Genomic DNA, 24,088 nt, shown 5'->3' with positions numbered 1-24,088 from the left:
GCCGCCTGTGGCGTTCACATACTTCGATGCCAGCCGGCGGCCACGCTGCCGGTGTCCCCAGGAAACCGTGAGTCCGCGACCCCGGAACCGCGGTGTGCCGGGCCCGGGCCGCCCCCACCGGCGCGGCGACCGGGCGTCCGGCACCGACGCCACGACATCAACCCCGACCTGGACCGGACGGCCCCGCCTCGGGCACGTCCGGGAACCGCTCCCGGAGGCTGTGATGACCGCAAACGCAGGAAACCGAGTGGACGACGCGCCCCTCTCGGGCTTCCACAAGAAACTGGCGCTGTACTCCTCCGGAGGCCCGTTCCTCGACGGCTACGTGCTGAGCATCATCGGCGTCGCCATGGTGCAGATCACGCCGCAGCTGGACCTGTCCGACTCCGCCCAGGGCCTCATCGGCGCCTCGGCACTCATCGGCATCTTCCTCGGTGCCTTCGTGGGTGGCTGGCTGACCGACAAATTCGGCCGGCAGCTCCTGTACACCATCGACCTGATCGCCATCATCGTCTGCTCGGTCGCCCAGTTCTGGGCCGCCGATCCGGTGTGGCTGTTCATCCTGCGCCTGCTGATCGGCATGGCGGTCGGCGCGGACTACCCCATCGCCACCTCCCTGCTGGCCGAGTTCACGCCGCGCCGCTACCGGGGGCCGCTGCTCGGCGGCCTGGTCGTCATGTGGTTCGTGGGCGCCGCCACCGCGTACGTCGTCGGCGAGATCCTGCTGTCGGTCGGCGACGACGGGTGGCGGTGGATGCTCGCCAGCGCCACGCTGCCCGCCACGATCATCGTGCTGCTGCGCCATGGCACGCCCGAGTCCCCGCGCTGGCTGGCGAACAAGGGCCGCACCGACGAGGCCGAGGCCATCCTGAAGAAGGTCTACGGTCCCGAGGCGACCATCGCCGACCTGTCGGCGGAGGAGCACGAGGACGTCGACGTCAAGGCGATCCTGCGCTCCGGCTACGGCGGGCGGATGCTGTACATCTGTGTGTTCTGGACCTGTTCGGTCGTGCCGCTGTTCGCCATCTACGCCTTCGGCCCGAGGATCCTGGACGCGCTTCAGCTCAAAGGCGGCCTCGCCAACATCGGGGAGGCGCTGATCACCGTCATGTTCCTGGTCGGCTGTGTGATCGCCCTGCTCGGGGTGAACCGGATGGGCCGCCGCACCCTGGTCATCCACAGCTTCGTCTGGTCGGGCCTGGCCCTGCTGGTGCTCGGCATCTTCCCCCACGCCCCCTCCGGCGTGATCATGACCCTGTTCGCCCTGTACGCAATCATCATCGGCGGCACCCAGATCCTCCAGTGGATCTACCCGAACGAGCTGTTCCCGACCGAGGTACGCGGCTCCGCCGTCGGGCTGGCCTCCTCCGTCAGCCGTATCGGCGCCGCCGTCGGCACCTATCTCGTCCCACTGGCCCTGTCCAGTTGGGGCATCGGCGGCACCATGATCGCCGCTGCCGCGATCAGCCTCGCCGGCGCCGCCGTGTCCGTCGTGTGGGCACCCGAGACCCGGGACATGGCCCTCCACGAAGCCGCCGCGCTGCATCCGCGGGCCGCAGCAGAGCCCGCCGAGCGCCCGGCCGGAGTCTGACCACCGCGACCGTCACCCGCTTCGGGTGCAGGAGGGTATCGATGAAGGACGTAGTGATCGTCGGAGGCGGCATCGCGGGACTGTCCGCGGGCTGGCGACTGCGGCACTGGGACACGCTGCTGCTGGAGTCGGAGGGCCGCGTCGGCGGGCGCATCCGCTCCGAGCGCCGCGGACCGTACTGGCTCAACTGGGGCGGTCACGTCTACGCCGGGGGGAACTCCTCCACGGCGTGGCTCCTGCGCGACACCGGCATCGATTCGACGCCGGTGACGGGATCGCTGGCCGGGCTGCACATGAACGGCAAGCTCCTGCTCAACGGGCGGGTGGAGAGCTATCCGTTCCGCATTCCCATGCCGTGGTCCGCCCGCACCGGGATGGTGAAGGCCGGGGCCAAGGTGGCCCTGGCCGTCGCCCAGTACGCGCGGATCGTGCGGCTGCGGCGCGGCGAGGACGAGGCCGCCCGGCAGCAGCGGATCTACGACTTCATGAACGACCGCAGCTTCTCCGACTTCGTGGGAAACCTCCCCGAAGACGCCGAAGCGCTGTTCAAGCCCACGGTGACCCGCTCCGCCGCCGACATCGACCAGATCTCCGCCGGTGCCGGTGTCGGCTACTTCAGCCTGGTGTGGAACATCGGCGGTGGCCTCAACCAGAGCATCCTCGGCGGGCCTTCCACTCTCACCGGGGGCATCGCCGCGGCCCTGGCGGACCGGGTGCGGCTGAACGCGGCCGTCGACGAGATCGTGCACAAGAAGGACTCGGTCGTCGTCCGCTACCGGCAGGACGGGGTCGAGCAGGAGGTCGAGGCACGCTGCGTGGTCCTGGCCACCCCCGCGACCGTCAGCCACCGGATCGCTGTCGACCTCGACCGTGACGTCCGGGAGGCCCTGTCGAAGGTGGTCTACGGCCCGTATGTGAGCGCGGCGTTCCTCACCGATGAGACGGAGCGTCAGGTGTGGGACGGCGCCTACGCCATCGCGACGCCGAAGCGGTCCTTCAACGTCGTGCTCAACATGTCCAACATCGCCCGCGGTCTGGAGCCGGAACGCCGGCCCGGCAGCAGCATCATGACCTTCTCGCCGGGCAGTCTGGCGCGGGCGCTCCTCGAACGCGACGACGACGAGGTCCGCCGCACCTACCTGGACGACCTCGGCCAGGTCCTGCCCGGCTTCCCCGACAAGGTCGTCGAGGCCGAGGTGCAGCGCTGGCCCACCGGCGCGCCCTACTGCTTCCCCGGCCGCGGGAGGCTCCAGTCGACGCTGACCCGCCGCGGCGGCCGGGTGCTCCTGGCCGGTGACTACCTCGGCACCCTCTACACCGAGACCGCGATCCAGACCGGTCTGTCCGCGGCCCAGGAGGCCCAGAGCCTGCTGGCCACCGACCGGCAGACCACCCCGCACGGCGGCCTGGCGCCCCTGCACGCCGTCACCTGAGCCCATCGCCCCGTCACATCCCGACCCCATCCGAGGAGAGTGAAGAATGTCGTCACAGCTGAGCGGTGTCCTGACCGCCCTTGCCTCGCCGTTCGCACCGGACGGACAGCTCGACGAGAAGACCCTGCGCCGTCTGGTGGACCGCAGCGTCGACGGCGGCGTCGACGGCGTCGTGGCCTGCGGATCCACCGGTGAGTTCGCGGCGATGAGCGGCGCGGAGCGGCGCCAGGTGGTCGAGACCGTCGTCGACCAGGCGGCCGGACGACTGCCGGTGGTCGCGCAGACCGGGGCGCTCAGCACGAAGGAAGCGGTCGCGCTGTCCCGCCACGCGGAGTCCGCCGGGGCCTCGGTGCTGATGGTGGTGGCCCCGTTCTACGAGCCGCTCACCCTCGACGAAACGCTGCGCTATCTGCGGACCGTGGCCGATGCCGTGAACATCCCGATCATGCTCTACAACCTGCCCGACGCCACCGGTGTCCCGCTTCCACCGGACATCGTCGGACAGCTCGCCCGCGAGGTCGAGAACATCCAGTACATCAAGGACACCAGCGCCGACATGGCTCAGGCCGGGCAGCTGATCCACCGGTACGGCGACGTCATCTCCACCTTCATCGGCTGGGACAGCCTCCTGCTGACCGCCATCGCCGAGGGTGCCGCCGGTGTCATGGCCGGGACGGCGAACGTGATACCGGCCGAACTCGTCTCGATCCACCGCGCGTTGCGCGACGGCGACCTCGGGCGCGCGCGGGCCGAGTGGGCACGGATCTACCCGCTGATGGACACCATGATGTCCGCGCCCTTCATCCCGGCGGTCAAGGCCGCGCTGGAGGCGTCCGGCTTCCCCGTCGGCAGTCCCCGGGAGCCGGTGCTCCCCCTCGACGCCGCCACGGCCGCCAGGATCTCCGCCCTGATCGAGGAGCTGCCGCGACGGACGGCGTGACGCACCCCCGGCGCCCGCCTCGCCCCTCGCATCCCGGCTGAATTGCCACCACCACCCAGGGAGCCACTGATCATGACCACTGCCGCCGCCGGTCGCACGACCGTCACCGTTCGACGCGCCGCAGCAGACGCCCGGCCTCTGATCTCCGAGGCCGACCTTCCCCCGGCCCGCCACTTCGTGGACGGGACGTTCCTCGACGGATCGGCTTCGCCCGAGCGCGTCATCGACGTGGTCGACCCGAGCACCGAGAACGTCATCGCCCGGACCCCCGAGGGCACCGCCGGGGACATCGACCGAGCGGTGGCCGCCGCCGTCGGGGCCAAGGACCGGTGGGCGCGGCTGGTCCCCAAGGACCGCGCGGACGTACTGCACGCCATCGCCGACCGGCTGGCCGGGAACGCCGACCTCCTCGTCCGGCTGGAGTCGGCGAACACCGGCAAGCCGCTCGCGGTGTCGCGGGACGACGTCGACATGACCGTCGACACCTTCCGTTTCATGGCCGGTGCGGTGCGCTCGGCCACCTCGATGGCCGCCGGTGACTACGTCGAGGACCATCTGTCGGTCATTCTGCGGGAACCCCTCGGGGTCATCGGCGTCATCACACCGTGGAACTATCCCCTGCTCATGGCGGCCTGGAAGCTCGCGCCCATTCTCGCCGCCGGAAACACCCTGGTCATCAAGCCGTCCGAGCAGACCCCGCTGACCACGCTGAAGTTCGCCGAACTCGTCGCCGACCTGCTGCCGCCCGGTGTGCTGAACGTGGTCACCGGCTACGGCCCGGAGGCCGGTGCGCGGCTCGCCGAACACCCGGACGTGGACATGATCGCCCTGACCGGCTCGGTCCCCAGCGGCCGCGCCGTGGCCCGGGCCGCCGCCGACAACCTCAAGCGGGTACACCTCGAACTCGGCGGCAAGGCCCCGGTGCTGGTCTTCCCGGACGCCGACCTCGCGGCCGTCGCGTCGTCCCTGCGCACCGCGAGCTTCTGGAACGCGGGCCAGGAATGCGGGGCCGCCTGCCGCATCCTCGTCCATGAGTCGGTCGCCGGGCAGTTCGTCGACCGTCTCGTGGCGGAGGTACGGACGCTGGCCGTCGGCGATCCGCTCTCCGGCGAGGACATCGAGGTCGGCCCCATGGTCTCCAAGGCCCACTTCGACCGCGTCACCGGATACCTGGAGCGCGCCAAGGCCGAAGGCGCCCGCGCGGCGGCGGGAGGCGAAGCCCTCGAAGGACCCGGCTACTTCATCGCCCCGACCGTGCTGGTCGACCTCCCCGAGGGCGCCGAGGCCACCCGTCAGGAGATCTTCGGCCCGGTGGTCACCGTCGAGACCTTCGCCGACGAGGACGAGGCGGTACGCCGGGCCAACGACATCCCCCTCGGCCTGTCCGCGTCGGTGTGGACCGAGAACGCCCGCCGCAGCCACGCCGTGGCCGCCCGCCTCGACAGCGGAACGGTCTGGGTGAACTCACACCTCGTGCTGGCCGCCGAAGTCCCCTGGGGCGGCTTCAAGGGCTCCGGCTACGGCCGGGACCTGTCGGTCTACGCACTGGAGGACTACTCGCGCACCAAGCACGTCATGCACCACCACGGGCGCTGATCCCGCCCCTGGCCACATGGTCCCCCGGCTGCTCCGGCGCCTCCCAGACGGCGTGGTCGTGGGCGAAGAGCACACGGCGCGGTGCGAAGTCGGCGAGGCGGTCCAGCCAGGGCCGGTACGGAGGAAGAGGCGGCGTCAGACCGGTGCGGGCGGCGTGGCGGGCCAGGTGCTCGGCACCGAACTCGGAGGCGGTGTCGTGGGCCTGGCCCGCCAGGACTACCGTGCCGCCCGGCCGAAGGACGACGAGGGACTGGTGGCCGTCGGTGTGGCCGGGGGTGGGGACGATGTGGACGCCGGGCCAGACCTCGGCCTCGCCGGTGAGTTCCGTATACGTCGCGCCCGGGAAGTCGATCAGCTCGTCGATGGTGTGACCGCCCCGGCGGGCGGTGGCCAGTTCCGTGGCCTGGACGAGGACGGGGGTGCCGGGCAGCAGGAGGTTGCCGCCGCAGTGGTCGAAGTGGAGGTGGCAGTTCACCACGAGGGTGATGTCGGCGAGGGCGGCACCGGCCGCCGCCAGGGCGGCCGGGAGTGCGCGGCGGTGGGGGCGGTAGTGGGCGTCGGTCTCGGGGCTGCCGCTGCCGATGCCCGTGTCGAAGAGGAGGAGACCCCGCTCGTGCCGCACCAGATAGCCGAGGACCGGTTCGACCCTCGGGTGCGGGCCGCCCGTCTCGGCGGACGGGCGGATGAAGCAGCCGAGGCCGAGCCGCCGGATCCGGATGTCGTTCGCCATGGCCCCAGCGTGGCAGACCCACCGCGGCCCGGCGCCCGCCTCTGCCCTGGGCAGAGGCGGGGAGTCAGGGGGTCACCTCACGCCCGCCGGCCGCTCCACCGAAAATCGTGCGGGGTCAGGTATCCAGAGAGGTGGTCAGTCGGTCTGGAACTGCCACACCGACCGCAGCACTCCGAAGGAGTCAGGCATGATGCGCCGCCTCACCACCACAGCAGGAATCCTGGCCGCCGCGGGAGCCCTCGTCCTCGGCATGGCCCCCTCGGCCTCCGCCGCCCACGGCGACCTCTTCAACAGCACCTGGCGCGTCACCAACCCCAGCGGCTGCGTCGCCGTACCGCTGGAGAGCAACAGGTTCCACGTCTACAACCAGACCAACGAATACGCTCTCGCCTACCAGAACAGCAACTGCACCGGGCCGGTCATCGATGTGATCCCGCCCGGTGGCCAGTCCCAAGGAGGCGCGATCGCCGTTCTGGGCCGAGCCGTCTGGATCAACTGACGAACGGCGGGGCCGGGCCAGGGGCCCGGCCCCGCCGCTGCTACCCGACCGCGTCGGCGGCCGTCAGCGCTTGTCGATGGTGATGAACGGGTCCCATTGGAAGTAGCCCACCAGATTCTGCTCGCTGTCCAGGATCTGGAAGTAGAAGTGGTAGGTGACCTGCCCGGTCTTTTCGACGTCCGCCTCCCAGTAGTGGTCCTCGTAGTCCTGGGTGACGAAGTCCGGCTGGTCGACGCTCCCGTCCTTCGGCATCGGATAGGTGCCGTCACCGATCACGACCCGCGGCTTGCTGATGAGGTGGTCGTTGCTGACGTACCGGTACAGCAGGGCGCAGTACTCGCTGTTGAGCGACAGCGTCGTCTCGCGCCAGCGGATGATGTCCCGGGGGTTGGCGCGGAAGTTCAGCTCGGCCCCCGAGGTGCCGACGACGCGGTCCTGCCGCGTCGTCATGTAGATCAGGCTCTGGTCGCAATAGGTGGGCTGGTCGGGGTTCTTCGATGCGTCGGGGTAGCGCTTGGCGATGGAGACCGCGTCGAACGCGATCATCACGTTGATGAACTCGGACATGTTCCTAACCCCTTTTCTCTGGCACCTTGTAGGCCATCGCCCGCGGGTAGTCGTGCCGGTGCAGGCGGACGCGGACCAGCAGTGGTCCGGCGTTGAGCGGGTCGGTGGGGTCGGCGAGGCGGGTCAGCAGCTCGTCCAGGTCGGCGGCGTGGGCGATGCTGATCCCGTTGACCGGGGTCTTCTTGCCGGAGAAGACATCGGCGAGGCGGTCGTAGTGCCACGGGTGGAGGACGTTGTAGAAGTCGGCCTCGTCCGTAGCGTCCCCGTCGTGCGAGTCCCGGTCGGCGTAGTAGGACGGGTGCACCAGCATCTGCTCGATGCCGTAGAAGTGCCCGTTGTCCATGACGAACACCACCGACCGCAGGCCGAGCCTGGTGTGGGTGGAGATCTCCTGGCAGGTCTCCTGGAAGGCGCCGTCGCCGACGAACACCATCGGGCGGGCGTGCTCGCGCTCGGGGGCGAGCGCGGCGCCGGTGGCCGCGCCGACGGACCAGCCGATGGACAGCCAGCTGATCTGCGACAGGAACCCGCCCGCCGGCAGGCTCAGGTTCATCGAGCCGATGAGGGAGAACGCGGCGTCGGAGACGACCGTCCAGTTCGTCCGCGTCTCATGGCCCAGGAAGTGGTTGATCCGGTCGAACACCCCGTCGTAGGTGAGCCGTTCGGAAGTGTCGGAGCGGCGGGACCGCGAACCGCCGGTGCTGAGCGTGGCGCGGTGGCTCCGCAGGCTCGCGGGGCGGTCCTCGGGCGCGCCGTGGTGGGCGTGGGCCTCGGCGTAGTAGTCGGCGGTCAGGCCCCCGGAGCCGAACCGCTTGACCAGCGCGTCCTGGAGGGCGGGCAGCAGCCGCTCCAGCTGGACGTCGGGGAAGTAGCGGGTGCCGACGCTGACGCCGCCCTGGGCGGCCATCACCCAGTCGGTGCCGACGCACTGCTCCCCACCGAGGTTCTTCGACGTGGACCAGGCGCCGAGGCCGATCCGGCAGGTGGCCCACTCCTTGAAGATCCAGCGCACATCAGGGTGGCTGGCCCCGCCGTTGTAGACGCCGTGGAACTGCCGCAGTTCCTCGTCCACGACGGCCTTGGCGCCGACGGTGGTGCAGAAGGGCACTCCGGTGGCTTCCGTCAGGTCGATGAGCTGCTCGCCGAGGCGGAACCGGCCGATCTCCTCACCGGCCCAGATGATCGGGCGTGGCCTGCCGTCCGGGCCGGGATGCTCGTCGATCAGGGTGAGGACGGCGTCCACCGCGTTGTCCAGCATGTTCTGGTTGCGGGTGCTGAACGGGCGCTCACGGCGGAGCAGGGGCTGCGAGGGGCTTACGCAGGGCTCGTCCCACAGGTCCTCCATGACCTCCAGATAGACGGGCCTGCGCTCGGACAGGCAGGCGGTGAGCGCGGCGTCGATCTGGCCGGGGGCGAGGCCCGGGTTGGAGACGACCTGCGCTTCCACGGTGACCTGCCGGTAGACGTCCAGGTTGCTTTCGCGGCGCGGGCTCATATGGGAGGTGAGCAGGCCGATGGCGCGGTAGTTCTGCCACTGCTCGTAAGGCGGGCAGGCGTTGATGGCGACGAGCGGTATGTGCTCGACGTACGCGCCGCCGCAGGCGTTGAGCAGGTTGAACGCGCCGACGCTGTAGGTGACCGCGGCCGCGCCGATGCCGTGGATGCGGGCGTAGGCGTCGGCGGCCTGGCCCGCGCCGCCCTCGGTGGGGGTGCCGACCCACTCGATGTCGCCCTCGGCCCGCAGGGTGGTGAGGAACGGGCCCAGGTGGTTGCCGGGGACGCCGAACAGATGGGTGATGCCCAGCTCGGACAGCCGGGTGGCCAGATAGCGGGCGACCGTGCACTCGGGGTTGATCGCGGTCATGAACGGCCCTTCTGGTCCGGGCCCGGGGTGGTGACCGGCGGGGCCTGGTGGACGGCGGTGGCGGCGCGGACGGCGCTCTCCAGGGCGCCCTCGATCCAGGCGTGCTTGAGGGAGGTGTGCTCTCCGGCGAAGTGGACGGGGCCCTCGGGGCGGGAGACGTCGAGGTGGAAGCTGGTCATCTGGTGCGCGGTGTAGATGGCGGCCTCGCCGAACGCGTACGGGTCGCGGGCCCAGCTCTTGGTGGCGCCCCGGCCGGTGAAGAACACTTCGATGCGGCGACCGTGCACGGCCTGGAGGTTGCGCAGGGCGTAGACGTAGCGCTCGTCGTCGCGCATGGAGTCCCAGCGCGCGGCGTCGTCGGACCAGGAGTACGCGGCGAGCACCACTCCGCCGGTGCTGCCCTCGACCCGGTGCGAGGGGTAGTACATGAACCGGTTGGGGTTGTCGGTGGCGGAGCCCCCTCCGAAGCAGTGGGAGGCGGGACGGACGGCGGGGCCGCGCAGCGGCATGCCGCTGTTGAGCTTCCGCATGTCCTCGGTGACGCTGCTGTCCTTGACCGCGGCGCCCAGCAGATCGCCGGCGCCCGCCCCGGCGAACGCGAGGGCGGAGGCGGCGGCTTCGGTGCCGGTATCGATGGCCTGTGCGCCGCTCAGCTGGTACTGCTCGTAGAGGCCCGGGGCGATGCGCTCCAGTTCGTCGCGCCAGTCTTCCTCGGTGAACTCCCACCACCGGTGGCTGAACTCCAGCAGCACCTTGGTGGCCTGGTCGTAGTGGGTCTCGATGATGGCGCGGCGCTTCTTGTACGACATCGAGGGGACGATCTCCACGAAGCGCAGGGCGGAGAACGGGATCGTGACGATCGCCAGGTCCGCGGTCCACAGGCGCGGCGGGGCCTGCGGGGCGTTCTCGGCGACCGTCTGCACGGCCACGCCCCATCCGTCGGGCCCGACGGCGCCGGTGCCCTCGGGGTCGGCGTCGCGGCTGGGATCGCGGTATTCGAGGCGGATCATGCGGTGGCCGAGCTTCACCTCGTCGCGCAGGTTCTGGTGGAGGGCGTGCGGCAGCCGCCAACTGCCGCCGGGGATCTCCCAGTAGCGCACCCCGGGGTTGATGTCGCTGCGGCTGAGGAAGCTGTGGAAGAAGGAGAGGTGCAGCCGCGAGGACATGTTCTCCAGGGTGCCGACGGCCTCGATCGCCTCGTCGCTGAGCCCGCCGACGTCGCGCAGGAAGCCGCCCATGGAGTAGCCGTCGAAGTCGCGGATCACCCGGGCCCAGCCCTCGACCCACTGGTCGAACGGCTTGTTGACGCGCTTCCCGCCGACGATGTCGGAGTAGTAGTCGCGGACCGTCTCCAGCGCGTCGTCCACCATCTTCACGACGGGGGCGCGGACCTCGTCGCCGGTGAGGTGGAATTCCTCGTTGACGCGTTCGGGCGCGGTGCCGTAGTCGGCGCGCCGCACTTGGACGCGGTTGGCGCGGATCCAGGAGTTGCCGCGCTTGTCGGGCTCGCGGAAACCGGGGCTGTCGGCGCCGTACGTCCAGGTGTGGCCGGTGAACGAGGTGTAGGTGACCGGCGGGACGGGGACGTCGGAGCCGCTGCCGGTCGCGGGGTCGATGTCCACGTTGTAGAACTGGCGGCGGCCGAGCCCGAGCTTGTCGACCAGGGCGAGGACGAGCGGGTGGAAGTCGGGCAGCCGCATCGCCCCGGCCTCGGCGTACTGGGCGGAGTCGTCGAAGGGCTGGTGGTGCTTGGTGGAGCGGAAGGTCTTGACGCGTCCGCCGACGCGGCTGGCGTTGGCCTCCAGGATGGTGACGTCGTGACCGGCGTCCTTGAGCAGCCGGCCGGCGACGAGACCGGTGACACCGGCACCGATGATGAGGATCTTCTTGCGCGGGTGCGGGGTGGAGCCGAGGCCACCCGAGTCGATCAGCGTGTGGAGATAACCGAGCTTGAGATCGCTGTTGTCGGGCCCGACGAGAAGAAGTTCACGGGCCAGCCTGAGACACGTCTGCCAGCGCGCACGGGTGGCGGAGTTGCCGCGTGGAGTGTCGGTCATAGCCTGCGATCGTAGATATGCAGAAACGATTTACCGATTATTCCACCAGGTAATGCATTGGCAAAGTCCTAAAAATATCGAACACCCGGTTGGCGCAATTCCCGCTTGCCGATATTTTTCGAGGAGGGACCGAAGATCCGGCAGGGGCGGATGGGAAAATTAAGCGGCACCGGGGCCACCATACCCGCTCACCTGCCGGTTCTTCGAACTGGACAGCGAATATCAACCGTCATACGACGCGTTATCGCCGGGTCGAACGAGAATTCAGCGCGAAGCTCAGGGAGTGCCGCGCAGCACCGTGGTGGCCTTGTTCCCGGCGTAGTCCTCCAGCACCGCGACGACCTTGCTGCTCGGGCCCGACATGGTCACCGTCATCGCCGGAAGGGTCGTGCGGCCGCGGACAATGTACGGCTTGCTGCCCGATCCATAGGTCGTGGCGAAGGACTTCGGCTTGCCGTCCTCGAGGACCGTCAGCGTGTGCCAGTCCGGGAGGGTGGGGCGGGAGAAGGTGAAGGTGTTCCCCGCGATCTTCACGGCGGACTTGGGATAGGCGCTGATGTCGGCGTCGGCGAAGGTGCCGCGTACGCCGGTGGCCGTGCCGTCGGCGGTCTTCGCGGTGAGGAGGTACTTGTCCCCGTTGACCGGCACATCGGTGAGGGTGACATCCGATCGCTTGCCCGGCACGGTGACCTCCTTGGTGAAGGGCTTGGAGGTGTCGAGGCTGCGGACGGTTACGGTGACGGGCCCGCTGGTCCGTCCCGGGGACCATGTCGCCTTCAGGGTGCCGTCCGGTGCGGCCTTCGCGGTCACCTCGGACGGGGCGGTGGACAGGTCGAACGGCACGGTCGCTGGCTTGCTCCGGGTGCCGTCGGGGCCGACGGCGACGAGCTTGATCGTCCCGGAGGTGGCGGTGAACCGCTTGACGTAGTACACGTCGTCGTAGATGCCGCCGAGGTAGGTGTCGTCGAGGTAGACGTCGTAGCGGCGCACCGTGTCGTAGCCGCTGCGCTGCCAGGACAGGAACAGCTCGTCGCTTCCGGGCAGCAGTTGGTCGATGCGCAGCTTCTTCGGTGTCGCCGGGGTGCGGTCGACGCCGTCGTGCAGGGCCAGGGCGCCCACGTTGACCTGGTAGTCCTTGATCGGCTGGGCCCCCGCGGCCACGACGAGGCCGAGGGAGGCGATGCGCTGCCCGGCGTACTTCGACAGATCGGCGGAGACGGTGGTCCAGCCGTCGGTGCGCTTGCCGGATCCGGACAGCGGCACCTGCACCACCCTGCCCGGATCGGAGGCGAGCACCAGCGCGAGCCGGAGCTGGGAGTCGTCGTCCGCGGAGGGCTTGTTGTACGTCAGGGCGAGCGTCGACGCGGAAGTGACACTCAGGTCGCTCTTGTAGAGGCGTACGGTGTTGTCGCTGTCGAGCGTGCCGCTGAGGACCAGGGAGCTGCCCCCGTTGTAGCCGCCGATTTGTCGGTAGGAGAAGCGGTCGGCGGGCGTGTATTCCGGGCCGTAGTCGAAGTCGGCCTTGAGGGGCGAGCGTGCGGCGTCGATCCACCACTGCCAGGTCACCGGGATGTCCTGGAGGTTGATGTTGCCCCACTCGGCGTCATTGGACAGCTTGCCGTCGCTCCACGTCGACAGGCCGTGTCCGGTGTTGAAGGACGTGGCGAAGGTGCTGCCCTTGATGACGGAGCGCTCGGCGATGTACTTCGCCATGCCCTTCCAGGTGCCCTCCGGTGCGGTGGTCCCCTGGGAGGAGCCGGTCCACCAGCGGCGTTCCCGGTCGAAGACGGCCGACTGGGCCTTGTCGTCGGTCTTCTTGGCGTAGTCGGAGGAGACGAAGTCGGCGCCGAGCGTGGCGATGCCGTTCATCGGCGCGCCGTCGGCATCGAGGTTGTCGTCGAGGTTGTACGGCTGGTCGAACTGGTACATGCCCGCCTCGACACCGGCGAAGACGCTCTTGCGCGGATCGAGACCCAGGCTTTTGGCCTGGGTCTTGGAGCGGGTGAGCTTGGTCTTGTTCCACCAGTAGTTGAGGAAGATGGAGTCGGACACATCGCCCTCGGTGGTGTCCCGGACGAACGGGGCGTTCACCGCGTTGAACTCGTTCTGGTACGAGACCCTGCCGCTGGAGTTGTCGATGGAGTCGTACCACTGGAGGTACATGCCGCCGTCGCGCAGCTGCTTGAGGAATTTCTTGTAGGCGGGGATGTCGGCCGGGGCGACCGCGTCCTCCTGGTTGATGAAGTAGCCGTCGAAGCCGTAGTACTGGGCGACCTCGATGAGTTTCGCGGCGGCGGGAAAGCGGCCGCTGGCGTCCCGCTGGAGCAGTTCGGAGTACGTCTGGTCGCCGCGGTCGTTCGGGGAGAAGAACACGCAGCCGAGCGAGCGCACTCCGTTGGCGTGCGCTGCGTTGGTGTAGCCGGGGTTGGGGAGGTTGACCGCCCCGAACTCGAACCACTTCTCCTTCCAGTCGAGGTCGGGGTCGTAGTAATCCACGGGCACGCCCTCGGTGGGCATGCCGTGCCAGGACGCGTACACATCGGCGTACTGCCAGTAGTTGAAGAGGTACTGGCTGAACTCATTGGTGTAGGGGTGGCTCTCGAAGAACGCGTTGCCGTAGTCGCCCGCGAGGGTGAGCATCTGGGTGTCGGACGGCAGCGCCGGTGTGCGCTGGGTCGCGGCGTCGGGGGCTATGCGGGTCTGGAGGGGCACCTTGGCGCGCAGCAGTTCGGCGTCGGTGTCGTCCGCGGGGTTCCACCGCAGCAGATCGGTGGAGGAGTAGCCGTGCTGGTAGGGCTGGTGGGCGCCGACGGCGCTCTCCCCCGGCCAGGGGAGGGTGTCGCTCGCCAGGGCGGTTCCGGCGCCCAGGGTCAGGGCCAGGACCGCTGCCAGCACACCGGTGCGGGGGCGTCTTCCGGTGGTGTGGTGTCGTCGTGGTGGCCGTTGTCGTGCCATGCCATGTCCTCGCTTCCCTGGTGGGGGCGGATCGTGGTGCTCAGATCCCTCACGTACAGCTCGGTGCGGGCCCGTGCGGTGGCGCCCTCGGCGAAGCAGCGCGCGGCGGGCAGCTCCCAGACGACGGCGATGCGGCTGCGCGGCGGGACGGTGACCCGGCGGAAGGCGAGGAGTTCCCGTCGCCGGGGCAGGACCGCCCCGCCGGTGCGGTGGCCGAACAGCGGGACGACGACCTCGGTCCCGGTGGGGGCGGGGTTGGTGAGACCCACGTCGACGCGTACGGACCGCCCGGTGACGTCGGCGGTGAGGTGGTCGAAGGTGACGGTCCCGTAGCGCAGGCCGAAGCCGAAGGGGAACAGCACCGGGTCCGGCGCGTCCCGGTAGACGTCGGTGGCCGAGTGACGGTCGTTGTACCGCACGGGCACGGCCCCGGAGTGGCGTGGCGCGGTGAACGGCAGCAGGCCGACGGGCTCGTGGCCGCCGAGCAGCGCGGCGGTGATGGCGTCGGCGCCGTGGGGGCCGGGGTATCCGGCCCACAGCACGGCGTCCGTGTGGTCCGCCACGGTGGTGAGGACGTGCGGCCTGCCCGCGACGACCACGGCGACGACGGGGCATGCGGACCGGGCGCGTACGGCGGTGACCAGGTCGTCCTGGCCTCCGGGCAGCGACACGTCCGCGAGGTCGACGCCCTCTCCGCAGGTCGCCACCGTGGCGGGTCCCGCGACGGCCCCGTTGTCGGCGAAGGCGTCGTCGTAGGCGCGGTGGCTGGTCCCGCCGAGGGCGAGGATCACGACGTCGGCGCCGCTCAGCTCGGCCCGGGACGGCAGTCCTGGCGGGCACACGATCTCGGCATGGGGCAGCGCCCGACGCAGCGCGTGTCCCAGGGGGACTGCGGGCGACGACGCGGGGAGCGGCGGTACGTAGTCGCCCAGCATCGCGGTGGCGTCGTGGGCGTTGGGCCCGGCGAGCACCACCTTGGTGAGTGATTGCGGGGTGAGCGGCAGCGTGTGGTCCGCGTTGTGCAGCAGGACGAGGGACTGTCGGGCCAGGCGCCGGGACAGCCGGTCCGTGGTGCGGGCGGCCAGGGTGAGCCGATCGCGCCCGGGTGCGGGTAGGGCATGGCCGGTGTCCGTGCCCGTGCCCGTGCCCGTGTCCGGCAGCAGGCCCAGGCGGTGTTTGAGGGTGAGCACCCGGCGGCAGGCGGCGTCGACCAGCTCGGCGACGCGGGGGTCCTCGGCCGCGGCGGATTCCAGCAGGGCGAAGGACTCGTCCCACAGCGAGAGGTCCACCCCGGCGTCGAGCGCGGCCACGGCCGCGGCCTCCGGGCTTCCGGCCATCGCGGTCAGACGGTCCACCGCCCGGCCGTCCGCCATGACGATGCCGTCGAATCCGCACTCGGCGCGCAGGAAGGCGGTGAGCAGGTCGCGGTTGGCGCAGCAGGGCACGCCGTCGATGTCGTTGTAGGCGGCCATGAAGCCGAGCGCCCCCGCCTCGACCGCCGCACGGACACTCGGCAGATGCAGTTCGCGCAGGTCGCGGGGGCCGATGACGGAGGACTGGCCGTTGCGGCCGCCGACCGCCTCGCCCTGGGCGGCCAGATGCTTGAGTACGACGGCGACACCGCTCGCGCCGTCGTGGCCGCCCTGCATCCCGGTCACCACGGCGCGGGTGAGTTCGGCGGCGAGCAGCGGGTCCTCCCCGAAGCACTCCTCGGCCCGCCCCCAGCGCGGGTCGCGCAGCAGGTCCAGAGCCGACACCAGCGCCAGATGCACTCCGCTCGCCGCCAGTTCCGCGGCGACGGCCGCCGCCGCCTCGGTCAGCAGGGCCGGGTCCCATCCGGCGGCGACGGCCAGGTTGGTGGGCAGCAGCGTGCCGCCGAGGGCCTGGTGGCCGTGGGGCGCCTCCTCGGAGAGGAGCACCCCGATGCGGTGGCGTCCGCCCGCGGCCACTTCCTCCTGGACCAGGGCCGCGACCTCGGCGCGCTCCTCGGGCCGGATGCCGTCGTGCCACGAGCGGCCCGACCAGGCGTCGGCGCGGAACAGCCCGTACAGGGCGCCGAGGCCGCCCCAGCGCTCGATTTCGGCGCGGGCCCGGCGGGTGAGCCGGAAGCCGCCCCGGGGGCCGCGTTCGACGGCCTGCCAGCCGTACAGGCGCTGGTTGAGCTGGCCGACCTTCTCCCTCGGCGACAGCTCGGTGAGAAGGCGTTCGACGGTGGTGGCGGGCGCCGGGGCCTCCGCGTGGTCAGTGTTCTGCATGGGTGCGTTTCCGGTTCAGTACGTCCGCGTCGCTGACCGAGGTGTAGAAGGTGTGCCCGGTCGGCTCTGCGTGGATGAGGGAGGTGATGCCGCGGGCGCTCAGCGCGCCCGGGTCGGCGGCGGTCGTGGACGTGGCCAGGGCGGGGCGCGCCCCTGCGCGGGCGCGTCGCATCCAGGTCTCGAACACCCCGCCGCCCGGGGAGAGTTCGGCGCGGTACACGGGGACGTCCTCGCCGTCGACCGGGACCACGACCGCCTCGCGCCGGGGTGCGGGGCGGGGCCGGTCGCGGAGTTCGGCGGCGAGTGCGGCGAAGCGCCGTCCGATCGGCTTCACCGCGCCATCGGCGTCGATCAGGCCGAGGCTGTGTTCGAGGTCCGGGAAGTCCCCGAGCCGCCGGTCCACGTCGTGGGAGCACCACCAGGTGACGCCCCACAGCGCCTCGCTGTCGGCCGCCGCCCGTACGGTCCGTTCGAGGAAGTCGGGCGCCTGGTCCTCGGTGAGGTGGTTGAGCGGTGCGCCGACCTCCTGGAGCCACACCGGGCGGGCGGGGTCGGCGGCGAAGGCGCGGGACAGCTCGATGAGGTACGCGGCGTGGTGGACGCTCTCGTGGGACAGGGCACCGTACCCCTGCGCCGTGCCGTTGAAGATCCACGAGTGGACGACGCTCATGTGGCCGTGGCGTGCGGAGTGGGCCGGGACGAAGGCGTGGCCGTCGGCGTACCAGACCGCGTCGTATTCGGCGTTGAGCCGGAAGTGGCGGGGGTCGCGCGGCCCGGTGCCGTGCAGGGCGTCGAGCCAGGCGGTCACCTGGTGCGGGGTGGCGGCCATCGGGCTGGGGTGGACGGCCGAGGTGAACTGGTTGACCTCGTTGCCCAGGGTCAGCCCGAGGAAGTTGGGCAGGTCGTGCAGCTGCTCCTCGAACGCCTCCACGAGCCGGGCCTGGGCGGCGATGGCGTCGGGGTCGGTGAACATGCTGCGCCGGTGCCAGTCCGTCAGCCAGCTGGGCACGAAGTCGAAGCCGGACAGATGCCCCTGGAGGACGTCGACGCTCGCGTCGAGACCGGCCTCACCGGCTATCTCCACGACCGTACGGATGTCCCGCAGCGCGCGGTGGCGGATCAGGGTGCGGTTCGGCTGGACGACGGGCCACAGCGGCAGGACGCGCACATGGTCGATCCCCAGCCCCGCCAGGGCCGCCATGTCACGGCGGGTGCTCTCCGGGTCCGGGGCCAGCCAGGAGTAGAACCAGTCCTGGGAGGGGGTGTAGTTGACTCCAAACCTCAGCATCTCAACCTTTCAGGCCGCCGGCTTCCAGCCCGCGGAAGAAGTAGCGCTGGAGGACGGCGAAGAACGCCACGATGGGCACCAGGGCGATGATGGTGCCCGCCGCGATGAGGCGCGGGTCCTCGTAGAAGGTGCCGCGCAGCCGGTTCAGGCCGACGGTGAGGGTGTAGTTCTGTTCGTCGGACAGGACGATGAGGGGCCACAGGAAGTCGTTCCACGAGCCGACGAACGCGAAGATCGCCACCACCGCGATCACGCCCTTGACCTGGGGCACGGAGATCCGGATGAAGCGCTGCCAGGCGTTGGCGCCGTCGACGACGGCGGCCTCTTCCAGCTCGCGGGGCAGGTTGCGGAAGGCGTTGCGCATGAGCAGGACGTTCAGCGCCGCCACCAGGGTCGGCAGGGCGACCCCGAACAGCGTGTTCACCAGCCCGGTGGCCCTGACGGTGAGGAATTGCGCGATCAGGACGGTCTCGGACGGCACCAGCAGGGCGGCGACGCAGATCGCGGTGGCCACGCCCCGGCCGCGGAAGCGCAGCGTGCCCAGCGCGTATCCGGCGCAGGTGGCGCCGACGACGTTGCCCACCACGGCCATGGCCGCCACCGCCAGGGAGTTCAGCAGATAGCGCGGCACGGGGATGCGGTCGAGCACGGTGGCGAAGTGGTCGAGCGTGGGGTGTTCGGGGATCAGCTCGGGCGGCCGGGTGTACAGCGGTTCCCCGGCGCCCTTGAGGGACAGCGACAGCTGCCACACCAGCGGTCCCGCCAGGAGCACGGCCATCAGCAGAAGGATGAGACAGCGGGCGACGGAGCCCGGCGAGGCCCTGCGCCGCCGGGCGGCGACACCGCGCGTACCCGAAGAGGGCCGGGGCATCAGGAACTCCTCTTGCGCTGGAGGGCGAGTTGCGCGAGCAGCATCCCGCCGAGGATCACGAACATGAAGAGGCTGATGGCGCCCGCGTACCCGGTGCGCGCCTGCAACCCGGTGCCCTCCCGCTGGATCAGCATGGTCATGGTGAGGTCGCCGCCGCCCACTCCCCCGGTGCCGCCGGTGAGGACGTAGACCTCGCCGAATACGCGGAAGGCCGCCACGGAGGACAGCACGGCGATGAGTGTCATCGTGGACCGCACACCCGGGACCGTGACGGCCAGGAAGCTGCGCACCGCACCGGCGCCGTCCATCGCGGCCGCGTCGTACAGGCTCTTGTCGATGTTGGCCAGGGCGGCCAGGTAGATGACCATGTAGTAGCCGAGGCCGGTCCACACGGTGACGAACATGGCGCTGAAGAGCAGCAGCCATCGGTCGGTGAGGAAGGGAACGGGCTCGGCCACCATGTCGAGCGTGGCGAACAGGGCGTTGACCAGACCTCGTTTGTCGAGCATGTTCGTCCAGATCAGGCCGACGACCACGGGCGACATGACCACGGGCAGATACATGGTGGTGCGGAAGAAGCCGGACAGCCGCCCCGCGCTGCTCACCAACGTGGCGAGGATGAGCGGGAGGACCACCATGCAGGGCACCACGCACAGGGTGTAGAGCGTGGAGTTCAGCAGGGCGGTGGTGAAGCGCTCGTCGGCGAACATCCGGCGGAAGTTGTCCCAGCCGACGAACTCCCCCTGCCGCAGCAGGGTGGAGTCCGTGAACGACAGCCCCAGGGTGTTCGCGAACGGCACCAGGACCATCGAGACGATGACGGTCAGTCCCGGCAGCAGGAACAGCCACGGGGTCAGGCGCCAGCGGTGCGTAGTGGTCACTTGTCCGCTTTCAGTCGCTCGTTGGAGTAGCGGACGGAGGCGTCCAGCGCCGCCTTCACCGACTTCTTGCCCAGCAGGGCCTGGGCGATCTGCTCCCGCAGTGTCTGGCTGTCGGCCGCCCCGGAGAACGCGGGCGGCCACCACACCACGGCCTTCCTCACCTGGTCGGCGCTCTCCCGCCGCACCTTGGTGGCCGGGCTCCCGTCGTCCTTGGTGAAGTACGGGTCGTCCAGCGTCCCGGCGGACGAGGGGAAGACGGAAGCCTTCTTGGCGAAGCCGAGCTGGTTGGCGGAGTTCGTCACATAGGTGGCGAAGGCGGTGGCCAGGGTCTGGTTCTTGCTCGCGGCGTTGACGACCAGGGACTCCAGGTACATGTTGGGGGCGCTGTTGCTGATGCGCGGCCCGATGCCCAGGTTCTTGTAGACGTCCGGAGCGGTGGCCTTCAGGTCGTCCAGGGTGTAGGAGCTGCCGGGCAGATAGGCCAGGCGGCCCGCCTTGAATTCCTCCACCTCCTTCGTCTGGAGGTTGTTCAGCGCCTCCTCGCCGATGCCCTTCTTGGCGTAGAGCTTGCGGAACCGTTCGACGTACTCCACGCCCTTGGCGTTGTTGTACGTGAACTTGGCTCCGTGCGCGTCCATGAGCGGCACGCCGTACTCGCCGAAGGTCTCGATGGCGGGCATCCTGGCGATCATCATCGTGTCCGAGCACTTCTCGGCCATGGTTTCCGCCTGGTCGAACAGCTCGTCGTAGGTGGCGGGCAGCTTGCCGGGGTTCAGGCCGCACTTGGTGAACAGAGCCTTGTTGAAGAAGGACGGTCCGGTGTTCAGATACCACGGGTAGCCGTAGGTGCCGCCGTCCAGAGCCTTGAAGGTCATGGCCTCCCACGCCTTGCCGGCGTACTTTCCCTTGGCCTTCGGGTCGGCCTTGTTCACATCGAGCAGGACACCCGCCTTGGCCAGGGTGTAGGCGGACTCCGGGCCCATGTCGACCACATCGGGGAGGGACCCGGCCGCGGCGTCGGCCGACAGCTTGTCCTGGTAGCCCTCCGCGGGCTGGTCGACCCACTTGATGTCGGTGCCCGGGTGGGTCTTCTCGAACGAGGCGATGAGGCCGTTGAAGTACGAGGTGAACTTGTCGTTCTTCAGGTTCCAGGTCTGGAAGGTGATCTTGCCGGACACCTTTCCGTCCTGTGCCTTCTTCGTCTCGCCGCCGCCCATCACACAGGCGGACAGCATCAGGGATCCAGCAGCGAGTCCCGCGACGAGCGCGGTGCGTCTTCCCGCTGGCGTCATTCGTCGTCTCCTCATCTGGGGTGTGGGGTGGCGTCTTCGCATGCGGCGGGGCCGCACGTCTACCGCGTGCCGGTGGCGATCCGCAGGGTCGCCACCTGGAAGGGGCCGAGGCTCAGGGCCGCGCCGTCGGCGGGACGGGGCGTACCGGACGGTGTCCGGGGCAGGGCGGTGGGCAGGTCGTCCTCGGGCGCGAGCGCGCGTTCCAGCAGGTCGGTCTCCGCTACGACGGCGCCCGCGCCGAGTTCCGCGCAGGGGCGGAGCAGGGCCTTCGCCCGGCTGCCCTGCGTCTCGTAGATCCGTACGACGACGTCCCCCGAACCGTCGTCGGCGAGCTTGATCCAGTCGACGGCCGCATGCCCTTGCAGCAGCTCGATTCCCGCCAGGGGTTCGAGTGGCGGAAGCGGCGGGATGCCGGGCGCGTTGAAGGCGTACGCGGCCTCGACCGCGGCGGGGACGTCCGCGCCGGGAAGCAGCGCCCAGCGGAAGTGGTGGGTTCCCGCGTCGGCTTCGGGGTCGGGGAAGCGGCTGCCGCGCAGCAGCGACAGCCGGACGACGGTGGCGTCGCGGTCGGCGCGCGCGTCGGCGCCGTACATGGTGTCGTTGAGGACGGCCACACCGTAGGCGCCGTCGCTCACCTGGATGTAGCGGTGCATGGCGGCCTCGTACATCGCGTCCTGCGCCTCGGTGTTCACCAGCAGCGGCCGCTCGACGTACCCGTACTGGGTCTCGAACCGTGCCGTGCGCGCCATGACGTGGACCGGCAGGGCGACCTTGAGCAGGCGCTCGCGCTCCCGCCAGTCCACCGCGCACTCCGTCTCGAACCGGCCGGTGCCCGCCCTCAGCCACATCGTGAGCGTGACGGTCGACGCGCCGAACCGCCGGACGACCCGGACACCGGCATCGAGTCCGTCATGGACCACGGTCCGGCTGGTGACCTCGTCGATCACCTGGAAGTCGCGCAGGGTGTGGCGGTCCACGTCCCATGCGTCCCATCGCACCGGCTCGTCGCGGAACAGCTGCAACACGTTGGCGCGGTGGCCGGGCGGCACCACCTCCCGGCCACCGGGCAGATCGTGGAGCGAGCTGACATGGCCGTCGGCATCGATGACGACCCGCAGCAGGCCGTCGTCCAGCACGGTGGCACCGGCCTCCCCGTCGGTGACGCGGACGGCATTCGTGTCCCGCTCCCGCACGGGGACGAACGGAGGGAGCAGCCCTGCCGTCCGGCCCTCGGCCGGAGTGTCCAGCGCCTTGACCGCCCGCTCGATGAGAGCGCGCAGCCGGGACTCGGTGGCCCGGTAGGTGTCGCGGGCCTCGCGGTGCACCCAGCTGATCGAGGTGCCCGGCAGGATGTCGTGGAACTGGTGCAGCAGCACGGTGCGCCAGATGTCGTCCAGGGTCTCCCCCGGGTAGGGCTCTCCGCGCAGGACCGTGGCCGCAGCGCTGAGGTATTCGGCCGCCCTGAGCAGCGATTCGCAAGCCCGGTTGTGCCGCTTCATGGCCACCTGGGACGTCAGGGTGCCGCGGTGCAGTTCGAGGTACAGCTCGCCGCTGTGGACGGGCGCCAGTGGCCGGGCGACCGACTCGACCTCGCGCAGCTCCGCCTCGGCGTCCTCGAAGAACTCCGCCGGAGTGCGGGACACCACGCGCGGCGCGCCTTCCAGATCGGCGAAGCGGTGGAGCCGCTCGGCCATCTCCCGGGTGGGGCCACCGCCGCCGTCGCCGTAGCCGTAGGGCAGGAGCGAGTGGGAGGCGATGGCCTTGTCCTTGAAGGTGGCCACCGCGTGGCGCAGTTCGCGGGCGGTGACCTCGGCGGCGTAGGTCTCCGCGGGCGGGAAGTGGGTGAAGATCCGGGTGCCGTCGATGCCCTCCCACCAGAAGGAGTGGTGGGGGAAGGTGGTGGTGTCGTTCCAGGAGATCTTCTGCGTCAGGAACCAGCGTGCCCCGGCGCGGCGCGCCAGCTGTGGCAGCGCTCCGGAGTAGCCGAAGGAGTCGGGCAGCCACACCTCCCGCGCCTCCAGACCGAAGCGGCTGCGGAAGTACCTCTTCCCGTAGGCGAGTTGGCGCACCATGGACTCGCCGGTGGGGATGACGCCGTCCGGCTCCACCCACATCCCGCCGACGGGTATCAGCCGACCTTGTGCCACTTGCTGCCGTACCCGGGCGAAGAGGTCGGGGTAGTGCTCTTCGAGCCAGGCGAAGTGCTGCGCCGCCGACATGGTGTAGACGAGGTCCGGGTGGGCGTCGAGCAGGGCGAGGGCGTTGGAGACGGTCCGGGCGAGTTTGCGTACCGTCTCGCGCAGCGGCCACAGCCACGCCGAGTCCATGTGGGCGTGTCCGACGGCGGTGATCCGGTGGGCGGAGGCGTGGGCGGGAGCGGCAAGCAGGGGCGCGAGGTGGGCGCGGGCGCTGCGGGCACTGGTTTCGGCGTCCGCGGCGTCGTAGATGTCGAGGGCGCGCTCGATGCCGTACAGCAGGCGCCAGTGGCGCGGTTCGTCCTCGGTGAGTTCGGCGGCCAGGCCGCCGAGGACGTCCAGGTCGGCCAGGAGGGCGTGCACCTCCGGTGAGAACACGGCCGTTTCGGCGCGGCGTAACCGGAACTCATCGAACGGTTCCCGTGCGCCCTTCTCGCCGTGTTCGGTGGCGACGAAGGGCGGCAGGCCCAGCAGGAGGGGGTTGGCCGCGGCCTCCACGTGGAGCATGAAGTGGCCGTCCGCGTCGAGCAGTCCGGGGCCGGTGTCGCCCTCGTGGAGCCGGATCGCCGTCTGCCGCGGGTGCAGGCCCTTGACGATGGTGCCGTCCGGTGTGAAGACCAGCCCCTCGCAGTGGCCGCCCACGGAGTGGTCGAACCAGCCCAGGTCGAGCAGCAGGTCGACCGGCCCGGGCGGCCGGGGCGCGACCCGGCCGCTGACGCGGAACCAGGTCGTGGACCACGCGGGCCCCCAGGCCTCGCCCAGGGCGAAGGGACGGTAGTCGGGGCGGCTGCGACCGGGCTCCGCCGTCAGCCCGAGGGCGTGGCCGGGGCTCACCGGTTCGCCGTCGTCCCCGACCGTCCACGCCTCGATCCCGACGTCCCCCAGACCGCTGTGGAGCCGGGGAAGGATGCGCTCACGGCGTACGCGGTCCAGCCGCTCAAGTGTCCTGCTGAAGTGACGGTGCATGTCTGATCCTCATCGCGGAGGAGGAGCAACAGGTCGTCTCACACGGTGCGTCTAATACGTTTTAGTAGGATCGCGAGTGGCCGCAGATTAATACGTTTCAGTTCGCCC

16 protein-coding genes are annotated in these 24,088 nt (G+C 70.3%); 5 read left to right on the top strand and 11 right to left on the bottom strand.

The window, feature by feature from the left end; all coding sequences use genetic code 11:
• Positions 1-247 precede the first annotated feature (247 nt).
• The 4 genes from ACH4TL_RS37005 to ACH4TL_RS36990 all read left to right on the top strand — a co-directional run bounded on the left by ACH4TL_RS37005 (position 248) and on the right by ACH4TL_RS36990 (position 5,560).
• On the top strand, positions 248-1,591 hold the full coding sequence (locus ACH4TL_RS37005) for an MFS transporter (protein ID WP_398327933.1): 1,344 nt from the start codon (positions 248-250) through the stop codon (positions 1,589-1,591).
• A 41-nt stretch (positions 1,592-1,632) separates the two neighbouring features.
• Positions 1,633-3,024, top strand: a complete 1,392-nt coding sequence (locus ACH4TL_RS37000) for a protoporphyrinogen/coproporphyrinogen oxidase (RefSeq protein ID WP_398327930.1) — start codon at positions 1,633-1,635, stop codon at positions 3,022-3,024.
• A 46-nt stretch (positions 3,025-3,070) separates the two neighbouring features.
• Positions 3,071-3,964: a dihydrodipicolinate synthase family protein gene (locus tag ACH4TL_RS36995; RefSeq protein ID WP_398327927.1), complete on the top strand. Its 894-nt coding sequence runs from the start codon at positions 3,071-3,073 to the stop codon at positions 3,962-3,964.
• 72 nt (positions 3,965-4,036) lie between these two features.
• Positions 4,037-5,560: an aldehyde dehydrogenase family protein gene (locus ACH4TL_RS36990; protein WP_398327924.1), complete on the top strand. Its 1,524-nt coding sequence runs from the start codon at positions 4,037-4,039 to the stop codon at positions 5,558-5,560.
• Here the strand turns inward: ACH4TL_RS36990 and ACH4TL_RS36985 are convergent.
• Positions 5,538-6,290, bottom strand: a complete 753-nt coding sequence (locus ACH4TL_RS36985) for an MBL fold metallo-hydrolase (RefSeq protein ID WP_398327921.1) — start codon at positions 6,288-6,290, stop codon at positions 5,538-5,540. The genes ACH4TL_RS36990 and ACH4TL_RS36985 overlap by 23 nt on opposite strands.
• Positions 6,291-6,477: 187 nt before the next feature.
• Here ACH4TL_RS36985 and ACH4TL_RS36980 point away from each other — a divergent pair, with 187 nt between their 5' ends.
• The gene (locus tag ACH4TL_RS36980) at positions 6,478-6,789 is read left to right on the top strand and encodes a hypothetical protein (protein ID WP_398327918.1); all 312 of its coding nucleotides are present in this window, start codon (positions 6,478-6,480) and stop codon (positions 6,787-6,789) included.
• Positions 6,790-6,852: 63 nt separating this feature from the next.
• On the opposite strand, the gene ACH4TL_RS36975 is transcribed toward ACH4TL_RS36980, so the two are convergent.
• From ACH4TL_RS36975 to ACH4TL_RS36930, 10 genes are all read right to left on the bottom strand, one after another.
• Entirely contained in the window at positions 6,853-7,356 is a 504-nt protein-coding gene (locus ACH4TL_RS36975) for an inclusion body family protein (RefSeq protein ID WP_398327915.1), read from the bottom strand.
• A 4-nt stretch (positions 7,357-7,360) separates the two neighbouring features.
• Entirely contained in the window at positions 7,361-9,220 is a 1,860-nt protein-coding gene (locus ACH4TL_RS36970; RefSeq protein ID WP_398327912.1) for a thiamine pyrophosphate-binding protein, read from the bottom strand.
• The gene (locus tag ACH4TL_RS36965) at positions 9,217-11,277 is read right to left on the bottom strand and encodes a flavin monoamine oxidase family protein (RefSeq protein WP_398327909.1); all 2,061 of its coding nucleotides are present in this window, start codon (positions 11,275-11,277) and stop codon (positions 9,217-9,219) included. The genes ACH4TL_RS36970 and ACH4TL_RS36965 overlap by 4 nt, the downstream gene beginning before the upstream one ends.
• A 276-nt stretch (positions 11,278-11,553) precedes the next feature.
• Positions 11,554-14,232 carry an endo-beta-N-acetylglucosaminidase gene (locus ACH4TL_RS36960; RefSeq protein WP_398327905.1) on the bottom strand — a complete coding sequence of 893 codons (2,679 nt, stop codon included), beginning with the start codon at positions 14,230-14,232 and terminating at the stop codon, positions 11,554-11,556.
• Positions 14,148-16,487 carry a glycoside hydrolase family 3 protein gene (locus ACH4TL_RS36955; RefSeq protein WP_398327902.1) on the bottom strand — a complete coding sequence of 780 codons (2,340 nt, stop codon included), beginning with the start codon at positions 16,485-16,487 and terminating at the stop codon, positions 14,148-14,150. The genes ACH4TL_RS36960 and ACH4TL_RS36955 overlap by 85 nt, the downstream gene beginning before the upstream one ends.
• The gene (locus ACH4TL_RS36950) at positions 16,474-17,775 is read right to left on the bottom strand and encodes a glycosyl hydrolase (protein WP_398327899.1); all 1,302 of its coding nucleotides are present in this window, start codon (positions 17,773-17,775) and stop codon (positions 16,474-16,476) included. The genes ACH4TL_RS36955 and ACH4TL_RS36950 overlap by 14 nt, the downstream gene beginning before the upstream one ends.
• Position 17,776: 1 nt before the next feature.
• Positions 17,777-18,646, bottom strand: coding sequence for a carbohydrate ABC transporter permease (locus ACH4TL_RS36945; protein ID WP_398327896.1), 870 nt, complete (start codon positions 18,644-18,646; stop codon positions 17,777-17,779).
• Positions 18,646-19,527 (bottom strand): carbohydrate ABC transporter permease, encoded by an 882-nt coding sequence (locus tag ACH4TL_RS36940; RefSeq protein ID WP_398327893.1) that lies wholly within the window; start codon positions 19,525-19,527, stop codon positions 18,646-18,648. The genes ACH4TL_RS36945 and ACH4TL_RS36940 overlap by 1 nt, the downstream gene beginning before the upstream one ends.
• Positions 19,524-20,819 (bottom strand): ABC transporter substrate-binding protein, encoded by a 1,296-nt coding sequence (locus ACH4TL_RS36935; protein ID WP_398327890.1) that lies wholly within the window; start codon positions 20,817-20,819, stop codon positions 19,524-19,526. Before ACH4TL_RS36935 ends, ACH4TL_RS36940 begins: the two co-directional genes overlap by 4 nt.
• Positions 20,820-20,878: 59 nt before the next feature.
• Entirely contained in the window at positions 20,879-23,980 is a 3,102-nt protein-coding gene (locus tag ACH4TL_RS36930) for an alpha-mannosidase (protein WP_398327887.1), read from the bottom strand.
• Between the last annotated feature and the right edge of the window lie 108 nt (positions 23,981-24,088).

The organism is Streptomyces sp. NPDC021115 (assembly GCF_044333065.1).
Taxonomy (GTDB): Bacteria; Actinomycetota; Actinomycetes; order Streptomycetales; family Streptomycetaceae; genus Streptomyces.
Note: the sequence above shows the minus strand (reverse complement) of the source record. Positions and strands in the feature narration are given on the sequence as shown.

Coding starts and splice junctions, on each gene's coding strand:
- ACH4TL_RS37000 (WP_398327930.1), top strand. CDS start 1,633: ATGAAGGACGTAGTGATCGTCGGAGGCGGCATCGCGGGACTGTCCGCG.
- ACH4TL_RS36995 (WP_398327927.1), top strand. CDS start 3,071: ATGTCGTCACAGCTGAGCGGTGTCCTGACCGCCCTTGCCTCGCCGTTC.
- ACH4TL_RS36990 (WP_398327924.1), top strand. CDS start 4,037: ATGACCACTGCCGCCGCCGGTCGCACGACCGTCACCGTTCGACGCGCC.
- ACH4TL_RS36985 (WP_398327921.1), bottom strand. CDS start 6,290: ATGGCGAACGACATCCGGATCCGGCGGCTCGGCCTCGGCTGCTTCATC.
- ACH4TL_RS36980 (WP_398327918.1), top strand. CDS start 6,478: ATGATGCGCCGCCTCACCACCACAGCAGGAATCCTGGCCGCCGCGGGA.
- ACH4TL_RS36975 (WP_398327915.1), bottom strand. CDS start 7,356: ATGTCCGAGTTCATCAACGTGATGATCGCGTTCGACGCGGTCTCCATC.
- ACH4TL_RS36970 (WP_398327912.1), bottom strand. CDS start 9,220: ATGACCGCGATCAACCCCGAGTGCACGGTCGCCCGCTATCTGGCCACC.
- ACH4TL_RS36965 (WP_398327909.1), bottom strand. CDS start 11,277: ATGACCGACACTCCACGCGGCAACTCCGCCACCCGTGCGCGCTGGCAG.
- ACH4TL_RS36960 (WP_398327905.1), bottom strand. CDS start 14,232: ATGGCACGACAACGGCCACCACGACGACACCACACCACCGGAAGACGC.
- ACH4TL_RS36955 (WP_398327902.1), bottom strand. CDS start 16,487: ATGCAGAACACTGACCACGCGGAGGCCCCGGCGCCCGCCACCACCGTC.
- ACH4TL_RS36950 (WP_398327899.1), bottom strand. CDS start 17,775: ATGCTGAGGTTTGGAGTCAACTACACCCCCTCCCAGGACTGGTTCTAC.
- ACH4TL_RS36945 (WP_398327896.1), bottom strand. CDS start 18,646: ATGCCCCGGCCCTCTTCGGGTACGCGCGGTGTCGCCGCCCGGCGGCGC.
- ACH4TL_RS36935 (WP_398327890.1), bottom strand. CDS start 20,819: ATGACGCCAGCGGGAAGACGCACCGCGCTCGTCGCGGGACTCGCTGCT.
- ACH4TL_RS36930 (WP_398327887.1), bottom strand. CDS start 23,980: ATGCACCGTCACTTCAGCAGGACACTTGAGCGGCTGGACCGCGTACGC.